16 protein-coding genes are annotated in these 18,556 nt (G+C 64.6%); 13 read left to right on the top strand and 3 right to left on the bottom strand.

The window, feature by feature from the left end:
- Positions 1-385 precede the first annotated feature (385 nt).
- The 4 genes from ACI2KG_RS06500 to ACI2KG_RS06485 are packed head-to-tail and all read left to right on the top strand — an operon-like array spanning position 386 to position 5,500.
- A complete protein-coding gene (locus ACI2KG_RS06500) occupies positions 386-868 on the top strand; it encodes a formate dehydrogenase subunit gamma (protein ID WP_404661277.1) in 483 nt (160 codons plus the stop codon).
- A complete protein-coding gene (locus tag ACI2KG_RS06495) occupies positions 862-2,421 on the top strand; it encodes a formate dehydrogenase beta subunit (protein ID WP_404661276.1) in 1,560 nt (519 codons plus the stop codon). Before ACI2KG_RS06500 ends, ACI2KG_RS06495 begins: the two co-directional genes overlap by 7 nt.
- Complete coding sequence (fdhF, locus tag ACI2KG_RS06490) at positions 2,418-5,300, top strand: formate dehydrogenase subunit alpha (protein ID WP_404661275.1); 2,883 nt, start codon at positions 2,418-2,420, stop codon at positions 5,298-5,300. Before ACI2KG_RS06495 ends, fdhF begins: the two co-directional genes overlap by 4 nt.
- A complete protein-coding gene (locus tag ACI2KG_RS06485) occupies positions 5,297-5,500 on the top strand; it encodes a formate dehydrogenase subunit delta (protein WP_404661274.1) in 204 nt (67 codons plus the stop codon). The genes fdhF and ACI2KG_RS06485 overlap by 4 nt, the downstream gene beginning before the upstream one ends.
- A 135-nt stretch (positions 5,501-5,635) precedes the next feature.
- On the opposite strand, the gene ACI2KG_RS06480 is transcribed toward ACI2KG_RS06485, so the two are convergent.
- Positions 5,636-6,499 (bottom strand): universal stress protein, encoded by an 864-nt coding sequence (locus ACI2KG_RS06480; RefSeq protein ID WP_404661273.1) that lies wholly within the window; start codon positions 6,497-6,499, stop codon positions 5,636-5,638.
- Between the two features lie 154 nt (positions 6,500-6,653).
- On the opposite strand from ACI2KG_RS06480, the gene ACI2KG_RS06475 reads away from it, so the two are divergent.
- On the top strand, positions 6,654-7,271 hold the full coding sequence (locus ACI2KG_RS06475; protein WP_014591744.1) for a tRNA-(ms[2]io[6]A)-hydroxylase: 618 nt from the start codon (positions 6,654-6,656) through the stop codon (positions 7,269-7,271).
- A gap of 35 nt (positions 7,272-7,306) precedes the next feature.
- On the opposite strand, the gene ACI2KG_RS06470 is transcribed toward ACI2KG_RS06475, so the two are convergent.
- Complete coding sequence (locus ACI2KG_RS06470) at positions 7,307-7,627, bottom strand: YqjD family protein (RefSeq protein WP_400621141.1); 321 nt, start codon at positions 7,625-7,627, stop codon at positions 7,307-7,309.
- Between the two features lie 122 nt (positions 7,628-7,749).
- On the opposite strand from ACI2KG_RS06470, the gene ACI2KG_RS06465 reads away from it, so the two are divergent.
- The 3 genes from ACI2KG_RS06465 (at position 7,750) to ACI2KG_RS06455 (ending at position 12,281) form a co-directional block, all read left to right on the top strand.
- Positions 7,750-8,013: a hypothetical protein gene (locus ACI2KG_RS06465; protein WP_404661272.1), complete on the top strand. Its 264-nt coding sequence runs from the start codon at positions 7,750-7,752 to the stop codon at positions 8,011-8,013.
- A 492-nt stretch (positions 8,014-8,505) separates the two neighbouring features.
- Positions 8,506-9,630, top strand: a complete 1,125-nt coding sequence (locus ACI2KG_RS06460) for a sigma-70 family RNA polymerase sigma factor (protein WP_404661271.1) — start codon at positions 8,506-8,508, stop codon at positions 9,628-9,630.
- A gap of 224 nt (positions 9,631-9,854) precedes the next feature.
- Positions 9,855-12,281: a TonB-dependent receptor gene (locus ACI2KG_RS06455; RefSeq protein ID WP_404661280.1), complete on the top strand. Its 2,427-nt coding sequence runs from the start codon at positions 9,855-9,857 to the stop codon at positions 12,279-12,281.
- A gap of 172 nt (positions 12,282-12,453) precedes the next feature.
- Here the strand turns inward: ACI2KG_RS06455 and ACI2KG_RS06450 are convergent, their stop codons facing one another.
- Complete coding sequence (locus ACI2KG_RS06450) at positions 12,454-13,344, bottom strand: LysR family transcriptional regulator (protein ID WP_404661270.1); 891 nt, start codon at positions 13,342-13,344, stop codon at positions 12,454-12,456.
- Positions 13,345-13,446: 102 nt separating this feature from the next.
- On the opposite strand from ACI2KG_RS06450, the gene ACI2KG_RS06445 reads away from it, so the two are divergent.
- The 5 genes from ACI2KG_RS06445 to zapE all read left to right on the top strand — a co-directional run bounded on the left by ACI2KG_RS06445 (position 13,447) and on the right by zapE (position 18,547).
- A complete protein-coding gene (locus ACI2KG_RS06445) occupies positions 13,447-14,526 on the top strand; it encodes an extracellular solute-binding protein (protein WP_404661269.1) in 1,080 nt (359 codons plus the stop codon).
- Between the two features lie 25 nt (positions 14,527-14,551).
- A complete protein-coding gene (gene speB / locus ACI2KG_RS06440) occupies positions 14,552-15,517 on the top strand; it encodes an agmatinase (RefSeq protein WP_404661268.1) in 966 nt (321 codons plus the stop codon).
- Between the two features lie 240 nt (positions 15,518-15,757).
- Complete coding sequence (locus tag ACI2KG_RS06435; protein ID WP_404661267.1) at positions 15,758-16,075, top strand: hypothetical protein; 318 nt, start codon at positions 15,758-15,760, stop codon at positions 16,073-16,075.
- A 22-nt stretch (positions 16,076-16,097) separates the two neighbouring features.
- Positions 16,098-17,249, top strand: a complete 1,152-nt coding sequence (locus ACI2KG_RS06430) for a PQQ-dependent sugar dehydrogenase (protein WP_404661266.1) — start codon at positions 16,098-16,100, stop codon at positions 17,247-17,249.
- A 191-nt stretch (positions 17,250-17,440) separates the two neighbouring features.
- Complete coding sequence (gene zapE, locus ACI2KG_RS06425; RefSeq protein WP_404661265.1) at positions 17,441-18,547, top strand: cell division protein ZapE; 1,107 nt, start codon at positions 17,441-17,443, stop codon at positions 18,545-18,547.
- Positions 18,548-18,556: the final 9 nt, after the last annotated feature.

The raw sequence follows: 18,556 nt of genomic DNA, 5'->3' as shown, positions 1-18,556 counted from the left end.
CTCCCACTCGTGCTCAAGGCACCTGCGGCATTTAGCTTGCCATTCACCGCTCTCACTCCTGATTCTAATCCCCTATCAAGACACAAGCGGCCTTGTGCCGCGAAGCGCCGCGCGGGCGGCGCTCGATCGCCCAGGCAATACAAAGCTCAAGACAAGCACTGCGTCGGTTTCAGAATGCGCCTGGTCGCTCGCACGCAACCCCTCAGCGCCACAAGTGCCATGCTTGCAGGATGCCCACAGACCAGCGCGCACAGACGCGCAGCCGTGGGCGAGGAGGCCGCCGAACCCACGCAACCGTGACGTGGCCGGCGCGCCGCAGCAGAACACGCCGGTTACCTGCCCTCACAATAATTCAGGCAGGGGCCGTGATGCCGAGGTCCGCTGTATGCCTGATGAATTGCTCCACCTGCCCGCAGTCCAACATATTCTGGCCCGCGACAAGGATACCCCCGGCGCGCTGTTGCCGATTCTGCATGCCATCCAGCACGGCATCGGCTACATCCCCGATGCCGCCGTCCCTGAAATTGCCCATGCCTTGAACCTAAGCCTGGCCGAGGTGCGCGGGGTAATCAGCTTCTACCACGACTTCCGTACTGCGCCGCCGGCACGCCACACCCTGCGCCTGTGCCGCGCCGAGTCGTGCCAGAGCCGGGGCGCCGAAGCCCTGGCCGCGCAACTGCGCGAGCAACTGGCACTGGATGACCATGGCACCAGCGCCGACGGTGCCATCAGCCTGCGCCCGGTGTATTGCCTGGGTGCCTGTGCCTGCTCGCCAGCGCTGGAGCTGGACGGCCAGGTGCACGCGCGTCTAACTCCCGAGCGCCTGCGCGCGTTGGTCAACGGTTGCCGGGAGGACGCAGCATGCTGAAGCTGTACATTCCCTGTGATTCGGTCGCCCGTGCCGTGGGTGCCGACCAGGTTGCCGACGCCTTGCAACGTGAAGCCGAGCGCCGCCAGTTGCCGCTGGAAATCCAGCGTACCAGCTCCCGTGGGCTGTACTGGCTGGAGCCGCTGATCGAGTGCGACAGCGCGCAAGGCCGGCTGGGCTTTGGCCCGGTCACGCCAGCAGACGTGCCGGCCCTGCTTGATGCCCTGGCCGGCGAGCCCGGTGGCCACTCGCTGGCGCTAGGGCCGGTAGAAGACGTCCCTTACCTGAAGACCCAGCAACGCCTGCTGTTCGCCCGCGCCGGCATCACCCGCCCATTGTCGCTGGAGGATTATCGCGCCAACGGCGGCTTTACCGGGCTTGAGGCCGCCTTGGCGCTGGACGGTGCCGAGGTGGTTGCTGCCGTACTCGATTCCGGCTTGCGAGGCCGGGGTGGCGCGGCGTTCCCGGCTGGCATCAAATGGCGCACCGTGCGTGACGCCGGGGCCGGGCAGAAATACGTGGTGTGCAACGCCGACGAGGGCGACTCCGGCACCTTCGCCGACCGTATGCTGATGGAAGGCGACCCGTTCCTGCTGATCGAAGGCATGATCATTGCCGGCCTCGCCGTGGGTGCCGACAAAGGTTACATCTATGTGCGCTCAGAATACCCCGACGCCATCTGCGTGCTCGACCAGGCCTTCACCATCGCCCGAGAGGCCGGTTACCTGGGCAATGACGTGGCCCGCAGCGGCCGGGCCTTCGACCTCGAAGTGCGGGTCGGTGCCGGTGCCTATATCTGCGGCGAAGAAACCGCACTGCTCGAGTCAATCGAGGGCAAGCGCGGCATCGTTCGCGCCAAGCCGCCACTGCCCGCGCTGCAGGGCCTGTTCGGCCTGCCGACGCTGGTGCACAACGTGCTCACCCTGGCCTCGGTGCCGATCATCCTGGCCAGGGGGGCGGCGTTCTACCGCGATTTCGGCATGGGCCGTTCGCTGGGCACTATGCCATTCCAGCTGGCCGGCAACATCCGCCAGGGCGGCCTGGTGGAACGCGCCTTCGGCCTGACGCTGCGCGAGCTGGTGGAAGGCTATGGTGGCGGCACGGCCAGTGGCCGGCCGCTGAAGGCTGCGCAGGTAGGTGGCCCGCTCGGCGCCTGGGTGCCGCCCAGCCACTTCGATACGCCGCTGGACTATGAAGCCTTTGCCGCCATAGGCGCGATGCTCGGCCATGGCGGTGTCGTGGTGGCGGACGACACCTTGAACATGGCCAGCATGGCACGCTTCGCCCTGCAGTTCTGCGCCGAGGAATCCTGCGGCAAGTGCACCCCGTGCCGCATCGGTTCGACCCGCGGCATGGAGGTGGTCGACCGGCTGATCGCCAGCAGCGACATGACCGAACGCCACGACCAGGCCCTGCTACTGCGCGACCTGTGCGACACCCTGCAGTACGGCTCGTTGTGTGCCATGGGCGGCATGACCGCCTACCCGGTGGCCAGCGCGCTCAAGTACTTCCCCGCCGATTTCGGGCTGACCACCACGGAGGCCGCACAGTGATCAATTTCTTCGACCCCGCTTCTGATAAAAGCAGCGACCTCGGCACCCCGGCGCGCGACAGCGACGTGCAGGTCAGCCTGAACATCGATGGCCGCGCCATCAGCGTGCCTGCCGGCACCTCGGTGATGCGTGCGGCGGCCATGCTCGGCACCAGCATCCCCAAACTGTGCGCCACCGACAGCCTCGAAGCCTTCGGCTCGTGCCGCATATGCATGGTGGAAATCGAAGGCATGCGCGGCTACCCGGCGTCCTGCACCACGCCGGTCAGCGAAGGCATGGTGGTGCGCACCGAAACCCCGCGCCTGGCCGGCCTGCGCCGCAACGTGATGGAGCTGTACATTTCCGATCACCCGCTGGACTGCCTGACCTGTTCGGCCAACGGCAACTGCGAACTGCAGACCGTCGCCGGCCAGGTGGGCCTGCGTGAGGTGCGCTACGGCTATGACGGCGCCAACCACCTGGCAGAGAAAAAGGACATTTCCAACCCGTACTTCGACTACGAGCCAAGCAAGTGCATTGTTTGCAGCCGCTGCGTGCGCGCCTGCGAAGACATCCAGGGCACCTTCGCCCTGACCATCACCGGTCGCGGTTTCGAGTCGCGGGTGGCGGCAGCGGGTGGCGACAACTTCCTGGCTTCCGAGTGCGTGTCGTGCGGCGCCTGCGTGCAGGCCTGCCCGACTGCAACCCTGACCGAAAAGAGCCTGGTGCAGCTGGGCCAGCCAGAACGCTCGGTGATCACCACCTGCGCCTATTGCGGCGTCGGTTGCTCGTTCCGTGCAGAAATGAAGGGCGACCAGCTGGTACGCATGGTCCCGGACAAGAACGGCGGTGCCAACCACGGCCATGCCTGCGTCAAGGGCCGCTTCGCCTGGGGCTACGCCACCCACCCGGACCGCATCACCAAACCGATGATTCGCAAGCGCCTGGAAGATCCGTGGCAGGAAGTCAGCTGGGACGAGGCCGTCACCTATGCTGCCAGCGAGTTCCGCCGCATCCAGCTCAAGTACGGGCGCGATTCCATTGGTGGCATCACGTCCAGCCGCTGCACCAACGAAGAAGCCTACCTGGTGCAGAAACTGGTGCGCACGGCGTTTGGTAACAACAACGTCGATACCTGCGCGCGGGTGTGCCACTCACCCACCGGCTACGGCCTGAAGCAAACGCTGGGCGAGTCGGCCGGTACGCAAAGCTTCGATTCGGTGATGCAGGCCGACGTGGTGCTGGTGATCGGCGCCAACCCCACCGACGCCCACCCGGTGTTCGGCTCGCAGCTCAAGCGCCGCCTGCGCCAGGGCGCGCGGCTGATCGTGATCGACCCCCGGCGCATCGACCTGGTCGATTCGCCGCATGCCCGCGCCGAGCTGCACTTGCAACTGCGCCCGGGCACCAACGTGGCCATGCTCAATGCCCTCGCCCATGTGATCGTCACCGAAGGCCTGCTGGCCCAGCGCTTCATCGATGCCCGCTGCGAGACCGAAGACTTTACCCGTTGGCGCGATTTCGTCAGCCTGGCGGAAAACGCCCCCGAAGCGCTTGGCCCGGTGTGTGGCGTGCCGCCTGAGCAGATTCGCGCCGCGGCCCGGCTGTATGCCACCGGCGGCAATGCGGCGATCTACTACGGCCTGGGCGTGACCGAACACAGCCAGGGCAGTACGGCGGTAATGGGTATCGCCAACCTGGCCATGGCCACCGGCAACATCGGCCGTGAAGGGGTAGGGGTGAACCCGCTGCGCGGGCAGAACAATGTGCAGGGCTCTTGCGACATGGGCTCGTTCCCCCACGAACTGCCTGGTTACCGGCATATTTCCAACGAGGGCGTGCGCACCGAGTTCGAGCGTGCCTGGGGCGTAACCCTGCAGCCCGACCCGGGCCTGCGTATCCCCAACATGTTCGAGGCGGCGCTGGACGGCAGTTTCAAGGCGCTGTACTGCCAGGGCGAGGACATTGCCCAGAGCGACCCCAACACCCAGCACGTGACGGCGGCCTTGCATGCCATGGAATGCGTGGTGGTGCAGGATATCTTCCTCAACGAAACCGCCAAGTTCGCCCATGTGTTCCTGCCGGGCAGCTCGTTCCTGGAGAAGGACGGCACCTTCACTAACGCCGAGCGGCGCATTTCGCGGGTGCGCAAGGTGATGGAACCGTTGGCCGGCAAGGCCGACTGGGAAGCCACCGTGGCCCTGGCCAACGCCCTGGGCTACCCGATGAACTACCGCCACCCCTCCGAGATCATGGATGAAATCGCCCGTCTGACACCGACCTTCCGCCGGGTCAGCTACGAAGAAATCGACCGCCACGGCAGTTTGCAATGGCCGTGCAACGACGCCGCACCCGATGGCACACCGACCATGCACATCGACCAGTTCGTGCGTGGCAAGGGGCGCTTCATGCTCACCGGCTACGTGCCCACCGACGAGAAGGTCAACACCCGCTACCCGCTGCTGCTGACCACCGGGCGTATCCTCAGCCAGTACAACGTTGGCGCCCAGACCCGGCGTACCGCCAACGTCGCCTGGCATGACGCCGACCGCCTGGAAATCCACCCGACCGATGCCGAAAGCCGGGGCATCCAGGACGGCGACTGGGTCGGTATCGGTAGCCGTGCCGGGCAGACCGTGCTGCGCGCCAAGGTCAGTGCGCGGGTGGCACCGGGGGTGGTGTACACCACCTTCCACTTCCCCGAGTCGGGGGCCAACGTGATCACCACCGACAACTCCGACTGGGCCACCAACTGCCCGGAGTACAAGGTGACGGCAGTGGAGGTGGTGAAAGTGTTCCAGCCCTCGCAATGGCAGAAGCGCTACCAGGACTTCAGTGAAGAACAGCGGCGCCTGCTGCAGGAACGCCGCACAGCGGAAAAAGCCGAGGTGCGTCGATGAGTAGCGACAACCTGGTCAAGATGGCCAACCAGATTGCCCATTATTTCGACAGCGAGCCGAACCGGGCGCTGGCGGTGCAGGGCGTGCGCCAGCACTTGCAAAGCTTCTGGACGCCGGCCATGCGCCGGCAGCTGGTGGAATGGATTGCAGCCAATGAAGCGGAGGGGCTGGACCCGAAGGTGCGTGAGGCGTTGGCCTAGCTTTTGGTGTTGGATGGGGCTGCTTTGCAGCCCATCGCCGGCAAGCCAGCCCCCACAGGTACTGCGCATGGTTTGAGGTCAATGCGGTCATTGTGGGAGCTGGCTTGCCGGCGATAGGTCCCTTACAGGTCGAACTCAGCCGCGGGCCAGCTCTGCCTGGTGGGCGATTGCCTCTTCACTTTTCAGCACCAGCACATCCCCCTCCAGCGCATCCAGCACCACCTCCGAGGTATTGCCGATCAGCGCCCCGGAAATCCCCGTGCGGCACACGGTCCCGATCACCGTCACCACGGCATCCAGCAGCTTCTCGGTATGCGGAATCAACACATCCGCCGGCCCTTCGGCCACATGCAGGCATTCTTCGGCGATACCGTACTCAGCCTGGAACGCCGAACACGCCTCGCGGTAACGTTTCTCGATGGTTTCGCTCAGCTGGTACACCGGGTCCGACGCCGACAGCATCGGCGACGGGTGGGCGCTGATGACATGCAGCTCGCCCTTGGCCAGCCCGGCAATGGCATAGCCATGGTCGATGATGCTGGCATGCAGGCGGCGGTGATCTTCGTCCTGGTTGCCCACGTCCACCGCCGCCAGGATCTTGCCGCCGGTCCAGGGCCGCTCGCTCTTGACCATTAGCACGGCACACGGGCACTGGCGCAGCAGTTTCCAGTCGCTGGGCGTAAGCAGGGCCTTTTTCAGCGGGTTGTCCGGGCGGTGTTCCTTGATCACCAGGTCGCAGCCCTCAGACTGCTGCACGTCGATAATCGATTCATGCAGCGTGTCGTGCCAAGCCTGCTCGTGGGTAACTTTATCGTAACCATCATCGTGCAACTGGCTGCTCAGCAGGCTCAGCAGCGCACTGTGATCATGCCGCTTGTCGCACATCAGCAGGTGCAGGCGCGCGCCGGTGACGCCGGCAATCAGCTTGGCCCGGGTCAGCGCCCTACTGTGGGCGTGCTCGGGGTCGAGGACGACGAGGATGCTGCGGACGGCTTGCATGGGCGTGAACTCCCTTCAAAGGTGGCGACCAATGCCTGACTATAGTCGGCGCTTCCCCCGCTGGCGCTTGATGTACATCAAGCATAGTCACTGGCGCCGCCCGCCGCCGCCGGTATAATCGCCGGCCCTGCCTGTTCTGTGTGGTTGCACGCTTATGTCCCTGATCCCCGAAATCGACGCTTTTCTTGGCTGCCCGACGCCAGATGCCTGGATCGAAGCGGCGCTGGCCGACCAGGAAACCTTGCTGATCGACCACAAGAACTGCGAATTCAAGGCCGCCAGTACCGCCTTGAGCCTGATCGCCAAGTACAACACCCACCTCGACCTGATCAACATGATGTCGCGCCTGGCCCGTGAAGAGCTGGTGCACCACGAGCAGGTATTGCGCCTGATGAAGCGCCGTGGCGTGCCGCTGCGCCCGGTGTCTGCGGGCCGCTATGCCTCGGGCCTGCGCCGCCTGGTGCGCGCCCACGAGCCGGTCAAACTGGTGGACACCCTGGTGGTGGGGGCGTTTATCGAGGCGCGCAGCTGCGAGCGCTTTGCCGCGCTGGTACCGCACCTGGATGAAGAGCTGGGCCGCTTCTACCACGGCCTGCTGAAAAGCGAGGCGCGCCACTACCAGGGCTACCTGAAACTGGCGCACAACTACGGTGAAGAGGCGGACATCGCCCGCCGGGTAGAGCTGGTGCGCGCTGCTGAAATGGAGCTGATCCAGTCACCCGACCAAGAGCTGCGCTTCCACAGCGGCATCCCGCAGGCGCTGGCCGCCTGATTCGCACCCGGCGGCCCAAGCCGGCCAAGCGTTCGTCAGTCGCGTCGGCCCAACAGCAGGCCGACCACCAGGCCAAGGCCTGCGGAAATCGCCACGGTCTGCCATGGATGCCCACCGATATAGTCCTGGGTGGCGTCCACCACCGGTTGCGCCTTGCTGCGCACGTTGCTGGCCGCCTGGCGGGCCTGGCGCAGCTTCAGGCTTACCTGCGCACGTAGCGTTTCTGCCTCGTCGCCTACCAGGGCGGCGCTATCGTTTAGCAGCTTTTCCGATTCTTCGATCAGCGACTGCAGCTCGCTGAATACTTGGTCCTTGATCTGATCGCTATCAGCCAATACGGAATTTTTACGGGCCATGAACGCCTCCTCGTCGATGGGTTACTTGAACAATGGATACTTGTGCGCCAGAAAAGTTGCTTCGGCCTGGCAGCCAGGCGTTGGTGTAAGATAGCCGCCATTTACGATCAAGCAGGTGATTCATGAGTTTCAATCTGGCCAACATGAGCTTTGAGGAACGGGCACAGATCGAGGCAGAAAAGGCCCGGCTGTTCGAGTTTTGGCAGGCTAACCTGGGCAAGGCCAAGGGCGAAGCGGCTCGGCTGATCGCGGAAAAACCACGGCGCAAGGGCAAATGGGCCGAGTGGGTACGCGCCGAACTGGACAGCATGTCGCCGCCCGATTACGCCAGCATGGTGCGTAGCGAAGTCAACAAACTGATGGCAGCGGCCAGCGGCAGCCGCTGAACATAACCCGCCGGGTGGGCTGTAGGCGGGGGCTGGCCTTAATGCCATTCAGTTCAGCGGTATGGGCTGACAGGTGCTTGCCTTGAGATGTCGAGGGCCTGTGAGATCGAGCGCCGCCCGCGCGGCGCTTCGCCGGGGCAAGTCGGATCGCCGCACCGCCGCTCCCACAGTCTGTTTCGGGCCAGTCCCGCCTGTGAAGTCACCTCAGTCCGCCTTGTTTGTTCCCTTCGATATCGAAGGGGACACACTGATGCTCTTCATCAATCTCCAGCCATGCACCCAGGGTGCGCGCGCCAAAGGCACAGGAATAACTGGCCCGAAACAGATGTGGGAGCGGCGGTGCGGCGATCCGACTTGCCCCGCGAAGCGCCGCGCGGGCGGCGCTCGATCTCACAGGCGACGCTAAAGCCACGTTGAAAATATCGGCCCAGATGAAAGATACTGTTTCTCATTAACGCCCGATAACTTCTCCGACTGGCCGTTCTTGATCCCATGCTCACTTCACCTGTGTCGGGCCTGCTGGCGAGTTTCCAGGAGCACTACGACGACCTGCTGCAATTCCTGACCCGGCGCATGAGCGACCGCCAGCGCGCCGCCGACGTGGCGCAGGAAACCTACCTGAAGCTGGTGAACATCGACGAGCAGGCGCTGCCGGTGCTGCACGCGCGCAGTTTCATCTTCCGCGTGGCTGGCAACCTGGCGATCGATGCCTTGCGCCGCGAGCAGCGTATCGCTGCCAGCCACGCTGACAGCGACGGGGCAAGCGAGCTGGCCTGCCCGGCGCCGGCGCCCGAGGCGGTGTTGCTGGCCCGTGAGCGCCTGCAGATCCTTGACCAGGCACTGTTGCAGTTGCCCAGCAAGGCCCGCCAGGCACTGTTGCTCAACCGCGTCGAAGGCCTGACCCAAAAGCAGGTTGCGCAACGCCTGGGCGTTTCCGAAAGCATGGTGGCCAAGTACATCGGCCAGGCCTTGCGCCACTGCCGCAGTTGGCTGAAACAGGCGGGTGTGGCGGCCTCCTTGGTATTGCTGATCACTGCCCTGGCCGCCTGGCAGCAGGCACCGATGCTGCTGGCGGACTACCACACCGCAGTGGGTGAGCGGCAAGTGATTACTCTGGCAGACGGCACGCGGGTAACCCTGAACAGCGCCAGTGCCCTGAGCGTGGTGTTCAGCGAGCATGAGCGGCGGGTGGTGCTGGATGCTGGCGAGGCGTTGTTCGAAACGGCGGACGATGCACGACCGTTTGTGGTCGACACAGGCGGTCAGCGGGTGCAAGGCCGGGCCGCCACCTTCAGCGTGCGCCGTGATGGCCGTGTGGTGCTGGCGCACGGTGAAGTCAACGTCGGCGAGCACCCACTGGCGGTAGCGGTTGATGCCGGTACACAAATGGCCTGGCAGCGCGGCAAGCTGATCTTCAACGGCAAACCGTTGGGGCAGGTGCTGGAAGAGCTTGAACGTTACCGGCATGGGCGCATTGTGTTGTCCGATAGCAAGCTGGCGGCGATGGAGGTGAGCGGGGTGTTTGACCTGGATGAGCCAGAGGCCCTGTTGCGTACCCTGGAACAGCGTTATGGGCTGAAGGTGACTTATCTGCCTTGGTTGGCTGTGGTGCATTGATCGGCCTGTGCTGGCCTCTTCGCGGCTATAGCCGCTCGTACAGGGGATTGCATGCCCCGAACATCACGCGGTCTAGGTAGGAGCGGCTTTAGCCGCGAAGAGGCCAGCCCAGAAAAAAAATTCCAAGCCGCACTGCAAGTTCCTGTAAGCCAGATCGTCGTAGTGGGACTGATCAGCAACCCATTCTCATTTACGACTTGTCAGGAAGCTCCTTCGTGCCTCTGATGCTCAAGCCCTTGCACCGCCGTCGCGGTCCTGTTCACCACGCCCTGATCTCCTGCAGTGCCCTGGCCATGCTGGCCGGCACGCTGCCGACATGGGCTGCGACGCCTGCCGAACAGGCCCAGGTCCAGGCCCGCCTGGTGCAGCTCGACCTGCCTGCCCAGCCGCTGGACCAGGCCCTGACCGCGTTCGCCGACCAGGCCGGCCTGCACCTGCTGTACACCACTGGCGATGTCGCCGGCCAGGCCAGCCCGGCCTTGCATGGCAGCTACAGCGTCGAGCAGGCGCTGCAGCAGTTGCTGGCCGGCAGTGGCATGGGCTGGCAGTTCAGCGATGCCCGCACGGTTACCTTGCGCAAGGCCGAAGCTGCGCCGCAGGCAGTCAACCTCAAGCCGATCGAAGTCAGCGTGGCCTCGCGTACCCGCACTGCGATCAGCGAAATCCCCGGTACTGTCTGGGTGGTCGACCAGCAGCAGTTGCGCGAACAGATCGACAGCGGCGTCAGCCTTAAGGAAGCCATCGGCAAGCTGGTACCGGGCCTCGACCTGGCGCCGGAAGGGCGCACCAACTACGGCCAGAACATGCGCGGGCGCAACGTGCTGGTGATGATCGACGGGGTCAGCCAGAACAGCTCGCGTGGCCTCTCGCGCCAGTTCGACAGCATTTCCCCATTCAACGTCGAGCGCGTCGAAGTCTTGTCGGGCGCCAGCGCCATCTACGGTGGCGGTGCCACTGGCGGCATCATCAATATCGTGACCAAAAAGGGTGAGCCTGGCCCGGTGCGATTCGAGACCCAGCTGGGTGCCAGCAGCGGCTTCAACAACAGCGACGACCTGGCCACCCGCTTCGCCCAGTCGATCAGCGGCGGCAATGAGCGGGTGAATGCCCGCCTGGGTATATCCGGCGAGCAGAACGAAGCCTTTTACGACGGTGCTGGCGATCAGGTTTTCATCGACAACACCCAGACCGACCTGCAGTACAACCGCACCATCGACGTGCTCGGCAGCCTCGGCCTGCAACTGAACGACCAGCAAAGCCTCGACCTGCTGGCCCAGTACTACGACTCGGGCAACCACGGCAGCACCGGTATCTATTTCCCCAACCTGAACTACAACGCGCCTTCGGACCTGGAAGACGCCGAGCTGCGCAGCGGCTACTCGTCCGACCTGGAGCCGCGTACCCGGCGTTTGCTGCTTAACGCCAACTACCACCACAACGACGTACTGGGCCAGGACTTCTACCTGCAGGCCTCGTACCGCAAGGAAGACGACAACTTCTATCCGTTCCCGTACTACAACCGCGCCACGCCCACCGGCTCGCGAGGGGTGTACTTTGCCGCGTCGCAGCAAAACTTCGAGGTCACCAGCCTCAAGGGCCTGTTTGCCAAGCAGTGGGACACGCTGATGCTGACCTATGGCGTTGACCTGGACCGCGAGCGCTTCAACGCCGAGCAGACCACCTTCAACGCCCAGACCTCGTCCGAGTCGGGTGGCCTGGCGCTGGAGAAAGAAAGCAAGGCTGCGCGCTACCCCAGCTACCGGGTCGATGGTGTGTCGGTGTATGCCCAGCTGGACTGGCATGCCACCGACAACCTGACCGTCTCCGGCGGCGCCCGGCGTCAACAGATGGATGTGGATGTCAGCGACTTCAAGGGCGTGCCCGGCGGCAGTAACGACTACCAGGTCAACCTGTTCAACGTCGGTGCCATCTACGACTTCAAGAACGGCCACCAGGTGTGGACCAATTACGGTGAAGGCTTCGACCTGCCAGACCCGGCCAAGTACTACGGCAAGCCGGGCCTGAGCGTGGCCGACAACCCGCTGGCCGGCATCAAGAGCCGCCAGGTGGAAATGGGCTGGCGTTATGCCGACCTGGACTGGGATGCCCAGGCGGCGCTGTACTACATCTGGTCGGACAAGATCATCAACGTCGACTCGCAGACGCTGACCATCAGCGTGGAAGAGCAGAAAAGCCGCGACTTCGGCTTTGAAGGTGCGCTTACCCGGCACTTCCAGACGGGCTGGGAAGCCGGCGGCACACTGCACCTGACCCGCTCCGAGGAAGAGGATGTGAATGGCGGCTGGATCAAGCGTGATGCCCGCTATGCCTCGCTGTCCAAGGCCACCGGGTTTGTTGGCCGGAAGGGCGATGGCCGCAGCGCGCGGCTGCAGGCCAACCATGCTTTTAGCCTGAAAGATGACGCCGACCACGAGATCGACGGCTACACCACCTTCGACCTGCTGGCCAGCCAGGACACCGGCTTCGGCACCTTCAGCGCAGGGATCCAGAACCTGCTGGACAAGCAGTACAGCACGGTCTGGGGGCAGCGGGCGACGCTGTTCTATTCGCCGACCTATGGGCCGGCCTACCTGTATGACTATCAGGGGCGTGGGCGTACCTACACCTTGACCTGGAGCATGGCTTACTGACCCTGATCCCAAGGCAAGATTGGCCCCCTGTAGGAGCGGCCTTGTGTCGCGAAGGGGTGCGAAGCGCCCCCAGGATTTTAGCTCCGCAGCACATATTGCGGGGGCCGCGTTGCGGCCCTTTCGCGACACAAGGCCGCTCCTACAGGGACCGTGCATGCCTGAGGGTTGTTCTTCAGGCAAACGCCGCCAGCAAGTCCTGCGCAAACGCCTGCTGTGCCTCACCCACCCCCTGCGCCCGATGCCGGGCCAATGTAAACGGCACCACAAAATCCAGCCCCGGGTCCAGCGCCCACAGCATCCCTTCAGCCTCCCACTGCTGAGCGCAATGGCACGGCAGATAGCCAATATGCCGCTTCGACAGAATGAACGTCAGCACGCTCTCGATCTGCTCCGCCACTGCCATGCTGCGCCTGCTCTGGAACGGCTCGTCGCCTTTTAGAAACCGGTACGGATGGCGCACCTGATCCTGCTCCAGCAAGCGCTCACGGCTGACGCCCGACTTGCCGAACAGCCCATGCCCCTTGCCGCAATAAAGCCGCTGCCGCTCTTCGAACAACGGCTGATAATCAAACGCCGCCTGGTTGCCGGAAAAGTAGCTGATGGCGTAGTCCAGCCGCTGCTCCAGCAACAGCCGCTCCAGCTCCGCCGGCGGCGCGCTGATCAGTTCCAGTTGTACCGACTCGTCACGCCTGCGAAACGCCGCAATAGCCGCGGCCAGTTTCAGGCTGACCACCTTGTCCTGGTTCTCCGCAAGGCCAATGCGCACGGTGCCCAGCAGCCGCCCTGGGACACCATTGGCCTGCTGGCGGAACTGTTCGATGTTCAGCAGCAAACCACGCGCCGCCTCCAGAAGCATTTCGCCTTTTTCCGTCAGGCGAAAACCGCCCTTGCCACGGCTGCACAAACGGTAGCCCAGGCGTGCCTCCAACTGCGCCATGCGCTGGCTGATGGTGGGCTGGCTCAGGCCCAGCACGCCTTGCGCGGCGCTGAAACCACCGGCCTCGACTACAGTGACGAACAGCCGCAGCAGGTGCAGGTCGGGGTCGTGCACTTGTCCGAGCATTACATTGCTCCTGATGAATGTCAGCTTTGCAAAGTTGTCATTCCGGCAATGTAACCCGGCTGGCATGCTCGCGGCATCCACCCATTAGCCGAGGTGTCCGTCATGCGTCGATCGTTGTGCCTGTTGTCCCTGGTCCTGGCCCTGCCGCTGCAAGCTGCAGATAAGGTCGTCAACCTCTACAGCTGGGCCGACTACGTGGCCCCGGAAACGCTCCAGCGTTTCGAACGGGAAACCGGCTACAAGGTGCGCTACGACACCTTCGATACCACCGAAGTACTGGAAACCAAACTGCTGACCGGCGGCAGCGGCTACGACGTAGTGGTACCGTCGTCCACCGTGCTGGCGCGGGCGCTCAAGGCCAATGCCCTGCAACCGCTGGACGCCCAGGCCATGCCCGGCTACGCCAACCTCGACAAGGACCTGCTGGCCAAGCTTGCCGAGGCCGACCCCGGCAACCGCCATGCCGTGCCCTACACCTGGGGCACCCTGGGCCTGGGGGTGAACGTGGAGGCGGTGCGCCAGCGCCTGGGCGATGTGCCGCTGGACAGCCTCGACCTGCTGTTCAAGCCCGAATACGCCAGCCGCCTGAAAGAGTGCGGCATCGCCATGCCCGATTCGCCACAGGAGGTGATCGGCGTAGCCCTGAATTACCTCGGCAAGGACCCTTACAGCCAGGACAAGGCCGACCTGGCCGCCGCGCAGAACCTGCTCAGCCAGTTGCAGCCATCGATCAGCTACGTCGCCAATGGCCGGCAGATCAGCGACCTGGCCAACGGCAGCGTGTGCCTGGCACTGACCTACAACGGCGACGCGGCAATGGCCGCCGACCAGGCGCGGCGTGCCGGCAAACCGTTCGAACTGATCTACCGCATCCCCCGCGAAGGCACGCTGGTATGGCAGGACAACCTGGTCATCCCCAAGGACGCCCCGCCCCCCGAGGCGGCCCGCGCGTTCATCGCCTTTATGCTCAAGCCCGAGTCGGTGGCGGCATTGACCAACACGCTGTTCTTCGCCAACGCCAACCAGGCCGCCACGCCGCTGGTGGACGAAGCGGTGCGCAACGACCCGGACATCTACCCGCCGGTCGAGGTGCGCCAGCGCCTGTATGCCGACCGCAGCATGGCCCTGGCCGACCTGCGTCAGCGCAACCGCCTGTGGACCGCCTTCCGCACCCGCCAATAACTGATAACGACAAAGGAGCCCGACCGTGGATCAAGCCACAAACAACGACCAGGCCATGACCCGCGACAGCCTGTATGGCACTGCCGCAGAAAGTACCTACGCCGGCATTACCAGTTTTTCGCGCCGCCGCTACAGCCGCGACCTGCGGGGGGTGGATGTGGTGGTCAGCGGCGTACCGTTCGATACCGCCACCAGCAACCGCCCCGGCGCACGCTTCGGCCCGCGGGCGATCCGTGCCGCTTCGGTACAGCAAGCCTGGGCGCGCCACTGGCCGTGGGCGTTCGACCCGTTCGACCACCTGGCGGTGATCGATTATGGCGACTGCGCCTTCGACAGCGGCACGCCGCAGTCGGTGCCAGACAGCATCGAGGCCCATGCCGAGCATATCCTGCAGGCTGGCTGCGCCATGCTCACCCTCGGTGGCGACCACTTCATCAGCTATCCGCTGCTCAAGGCCCACGCCCGCCAGCACGGCCCGCTGGCGTTGATCCATTTCGATGCCCACAGCGACACCTGGCCGGACGAAGAAGGCAAGCGCATCGACCACGGCACCATGTTCTGGCATGCCGCCCGCGAAGGCCTGGTGGACCCGGCGCACTCGGTGCAGATCGGTCTGCGTACTACCAATGACGACAGCCAGGGTTTTGCCGTCCTCGACGCTCGTCAGGTGCATCGGCAAGGCACCGAGGCGGTGATTGCGGCGATTCGCCAGCGCGTGGGTGAGCGGCCGGTGTACCTGACCTTCGATATCGACTGCCTCGACCCGGCCTACGCGCCCGGCACCGGTACGCCGGTGTGTGGTGGGTTGAGCACGGTGCAGGCGCTGGAGATTCTGGGTGGGCTGCGCGGCATCAACCTGGTCGGCATGGACCTGGTGGAAGTGGCGCCGGCTTATGACCATGCCGACATCACGGCATTGGCCGGGGCGACTTTGGCGATGGAGATGCTGTGCTTGTATGCGGCGCGGCACAAGGTAGACAAGGACCAATAATCGGGGCCGCTTTGCGGCCCTTGTGGGAGCGGGTTCATCGAAGCGTCGAACCGCCGCGAACCAGGCGACACGGTGCATGGCACCGGCGTTGCCGGTGTTCGCGGCTAAAGCCGCTCCCACAGGGCCCATCCTGAAACATCAGGAATCAACTCCATCCGCATTCACACTTTTGCAGCGAACCCCTAGCGCCTTAGGCTATCAAACCCACCAGGCGCGGCATTTTCGTACAGGAGGTGAAGCATGACCCCGACATTGCCCATCCTGGCCCTCGGCCTGGCGTTGTGCCTGCCCGTGCACGCTGCCCCCGAGCCGCCGTTGCGGCTCGCCGCTGGTAACAGCAACCCCTACAACAGCCCGATCCAGCGCGCCAACCCCAATAGCCGCCAAGGCAGCATGCCGGCCACGCCGCCGGTACGCGGCCCGTCCACCGACCCGTACCAGCGCCCGCCGACACTGGACAACCGCGGCATCGGCAACGGCGACAACCTGCGCCGCCAGCAGCAAACCCCGAACCTGGAACCCACCCGGCCACCGCGCGACAACCCGCGTGCGCCGTAAGCCCATCTGAAAGGAACCTTGCATGCTTCGAGCACCCTGGCTAGCCACCCTGATCGCCGCCGCGCTGCTGCCTTTGCTGGCGCAGGCGGCGGCCGAACAGCAGTTTCCCAGCGAAAAGGGCACCTTGACCGTCAGCACTGTGGCCGACGGCCTGCGTAACCCCTGGGCGCTGGCCTTCCTGCCAGGCGGCAAGGACATGCTGGTCACCGAGCGTTCCGGCAACCTGCGGCTGGTCAACGCCGAAGGCAAGGTCGGCCCGTCGATCAGCGGCGTGCCCAAGGTCTGGGCCGAAGGCCAGGGTGGCTTGCTGGACGTGGTGCTGTCACCGGACTTCGCCAAGGACCGCACGGTGTACCTTTCCTTCGCCGAAGAGGGCAGCGACGGCAAGGCTGGTACTGCGGTCGGACGCGGGCAGTTGTCCGAGGATCGCGCCCGGCTGGAAAACTTCAACGTGATCTTCCGCCAGCAGCCAAAACTGTCGGTGGGTAACCACTTCGGCTCGCGGCTGGTGTTCGACCGCGACGGTTACCTGTTCATTGCCCTGGGCGAGAATAATCAGCGCCCGACCGCCCAGGACCTCGACAAGCTGCAAGGCAAGATCGTACGCATCCTGCCGGACGGCGAAGTGCCCAAGGACAACCCCTTCGTTGGCAAGGACAATGTGCGGCCGGAGATCTGGTCGTATGGCCACCGTAACCAGCAAGGCGCCGCACTCAACCCCTGGACAGACAAACTGTGGACCCATGAACACGGCCCGCGTGGCGGTGATGAAATCAACATCCCCGAGCCGGGCAAGAACTACGGCTGGCCGATTGCGACCCACGGCATCAATTACTCGCTGCTGCCGATCCCCGAGGCCAAGGGCAAGCATGTGGACGACATGGTCGACCCGCACCATGTGTGGGAGAAGTCGCCGGGCATCAGCGGCATGGCGTTCTACGACAGCCCCACGTTCAAGGGCTGGGACCACAACCTGTTCATTGGTGCGCTGGCTACCCAGGAACTGATCCGCTTGCAGCTGGATGGCGACAAGGTGGTGCACGAAGAGCGCTTGCTCGGTGATTTGAAGGCACGGATTCGCGATGTGCGGGTGGGGCCGGATGGGTATCTGTATGTGCTGACCGACGACAAGGATGGTGCGTTGCTCAAGGTAGGCCTGGGCAGCGAGACCTGACGCGGTCCCTGTAGGAGCGGCCTTGTGTCGCGATGGGCCGCGCAGCGGCCCCAAGGTTTCAGCAGCGCTGCATAGATTGCCGGGGCCGCTTTGCGGCCCATCGCGACACAAGGCCGCTCCTACAGGGGCCCGCGTCAGGCCGGGAGATTCGTCCAAAAGGTATGCACTGCGCTAGCCGTGTAGAATGCCGCATGGCCATCGACCCCCAATCCCTCTACCAGCAAGCCCTGACCACTCAGGGCTATGTCGCCGATCCTGCCCAGGCCCGCGCCGTCGAGGCCCTGCAAGCCTGCTTCCTGGCCGTCGAACAGGCCCGCCCGACCCAAGGCATCTACCTCTGGGGCCCGGTCGGGCGTGGCAAGACCTGGCTGATGGACCAGTTTCACCGCTGCCTGCGCGTACCCAGCCGGCGCCAGCACTTCCATCACTTCATGGCCTGGGTGCACCAACGCCTGTTCCAGCTCAACGGCACCGCCGACCCACTGCTGGCCCTGGCCCGGGAGCTTGCCGGGCAGATCCGCGTGCTGTGCTTCGACGAACTGTTCGTCAACGACATCGGCGACGCGATCATCCTCGGTCGCCTGTTCCAGGTACTGTTCGACCAAGGCGTGGTGCTCGTCGCCACCTCCAACCAGCCTCCCGAACAGCTCTACCGCGACGGCTTCAACCGTGATCGCTTCATACCGGCCATCGCCGCGATCCAGCGGCACATGCAGGTTCTGCCGGTGGCGGGCGAGCAGGACCACCGTCTGCACCCCGGTGCCGAACGCCAGCGTTACTGGGTGGCAGCGGCGGGCCAGGCCAGCCAGTTGAACGAGGTGTTCCGCCAACTGAGCCCGGACGACCTCGGCACAGATCAGCCATTGGCGATCGGCTCCCGGCCCATACACGTGATACGCCGCAGCGAACAGGCCATCTGGTGCCGCTTCAGCGACCTGTGCGAACAACCGCTGGCTGCCATGGAGTTCATGGCCCTGTGCGACCGTTTTGCGGCCATTCTGGTATCGGAGATTCCAGCACTGGGCGGTGAGCAGCGGGCCGGGCGCATTGCCCGTGGTACCGAGGATGCGGCGGCACGGGTGGTGGCGGGCGATCGCGAACTCCCCGCATTGTCACCCAAGGACGACGCAGTGCGCCGTTTCATTGCCCTGGTCGACGAATGCTACGACCGCCGCGTAGCCCTTTACCTGGAAGCTCAGGTGCCGCTCGATGCCCTCTACACCCAAGGGTATCTGGCGTTCCCGTACCAACGGACGTTAAGCCGGCTACGGGAGATGCAACTGCAACGCTTCGCCTGAACAGCAGCC

The sequence above is a fragment of the Pseudomonas sp. NPDC089407 genome, assembly GCF_044900445.1.
In the GTDB taxonomy this organism is placed as follows: Bacteria; Pseudomonadota; Gammaproteobacteria; order Pseudomonadales; family Pseudomonadaceae; genus Aquipseudomonas.
This window is presented reverse-complemented; position numbering and strand designations above follow the sequence as displayed.

Excerpts from the sequence above, each read along its gene's own strand:
- ACI2KG_RS06430 (WP_404661266.1), top strand. The coding sequence starts at position 16,098 with ATGCTTCGAGCACCCTGGCTAGCCACCCTGATCGCCGCCGCGCTGCTG.
- ACI2KG_RS06465 (WP_404661272.1), top strand. The coding sequence starts at position 7,750 with ATGAGTTTCAATCTGGCCAACATGAGCTTTGAGGAACGGGCACAGATC.
- ACI2KG_RS06480 (WP_404661273.1), bottom strand. The coding sequence starts at position 6,499 with ATGCAAGCCGTCCGCAGCATCCTCGTCGTCCTCGACCCCGAGCACGCC.
- ACI2KG_RS06445 (WP_404661269.1), top strand. The coding sequence starts at position 13,447 with ATGCGTCGATCGTTGTGCCTGTTGTCCCTGGTCCTGGCCCTGCCGCTG.
- ACI2KG_RS06450 (WP_404661270.1), bottom strand. The coding sequence starts at position 13,344 with ATGCTCGGACAAGTGCACGACCCCGACCTGCACCTGCTGCGGCTGTTC.
- ACI2KG_RS06500 (WP_404661277.1), top strand. The coding sequence starts at position 386 with ATGCCTGATGAATTGCTCCACCTGCCCGCAGTCCAACATATTCTGGCC.
- ACI2KG_RS06475 (WP_014591744.1), top strand. The coding sequence starts at position 6,654 with ATGTCCCTGATCCCCGAAATCGACGCTTTTCTTGGCTGCCCGACGCCA.
- ACI2KG_RS06470 (WP_400621141.1), bottom strand. The coding sequence starts at position 7,627 with ATGGCCCGTAAAAATTCCGTATTGGCTGATAGCGATCAGATCAAGGAC.
- ACI2KG_RS06495 (WP_404661276.1), top strand. The coding sequence starts at position 862 with ATGCTGAAGCTGTACATTCCCTGTGATTCGGTCGCCCGTGCCGTGGGT.
- ACI2KG_RS06455 (WP_404661280.1), top strand. The coding sequence starts at position 9,855 with ATGCTCAAGCCCTTGCACCGCCGTCGCGGTCCTGTTCACCACGCCCTG.
- ACI2KG_RS06460 (WP_404661271.1), top strand. The coding sequence starts at position 8,506 with ATGCTCACTTCACCTGTGTCGGGCCTGCTGGCGAGTTTCCAGGAGCAC.
- zapE (WP_404661265.1), top strand. The coding sequence starts at position 17,441 with ATGGCCATCGACCCCCAATCCCTCTACCAGCAAGCCCTGACCACTCAG.
- ACI2KG_RS06485 (WP_404661274.1), top strand. The coding sequence starts at position 5,297 with ATGAGTAGCGACAACCTGGTCAAGATGGCCAACCAGATTGCCCATTAT.
- ACI2KG_RS06435 (WP_404661267.1), top strand. The coding sequence starts at position 15,758 with ATGACCCCGACATTGCCCATCCTGGCCCTCGGCCTGGCGTTGTGCCTG.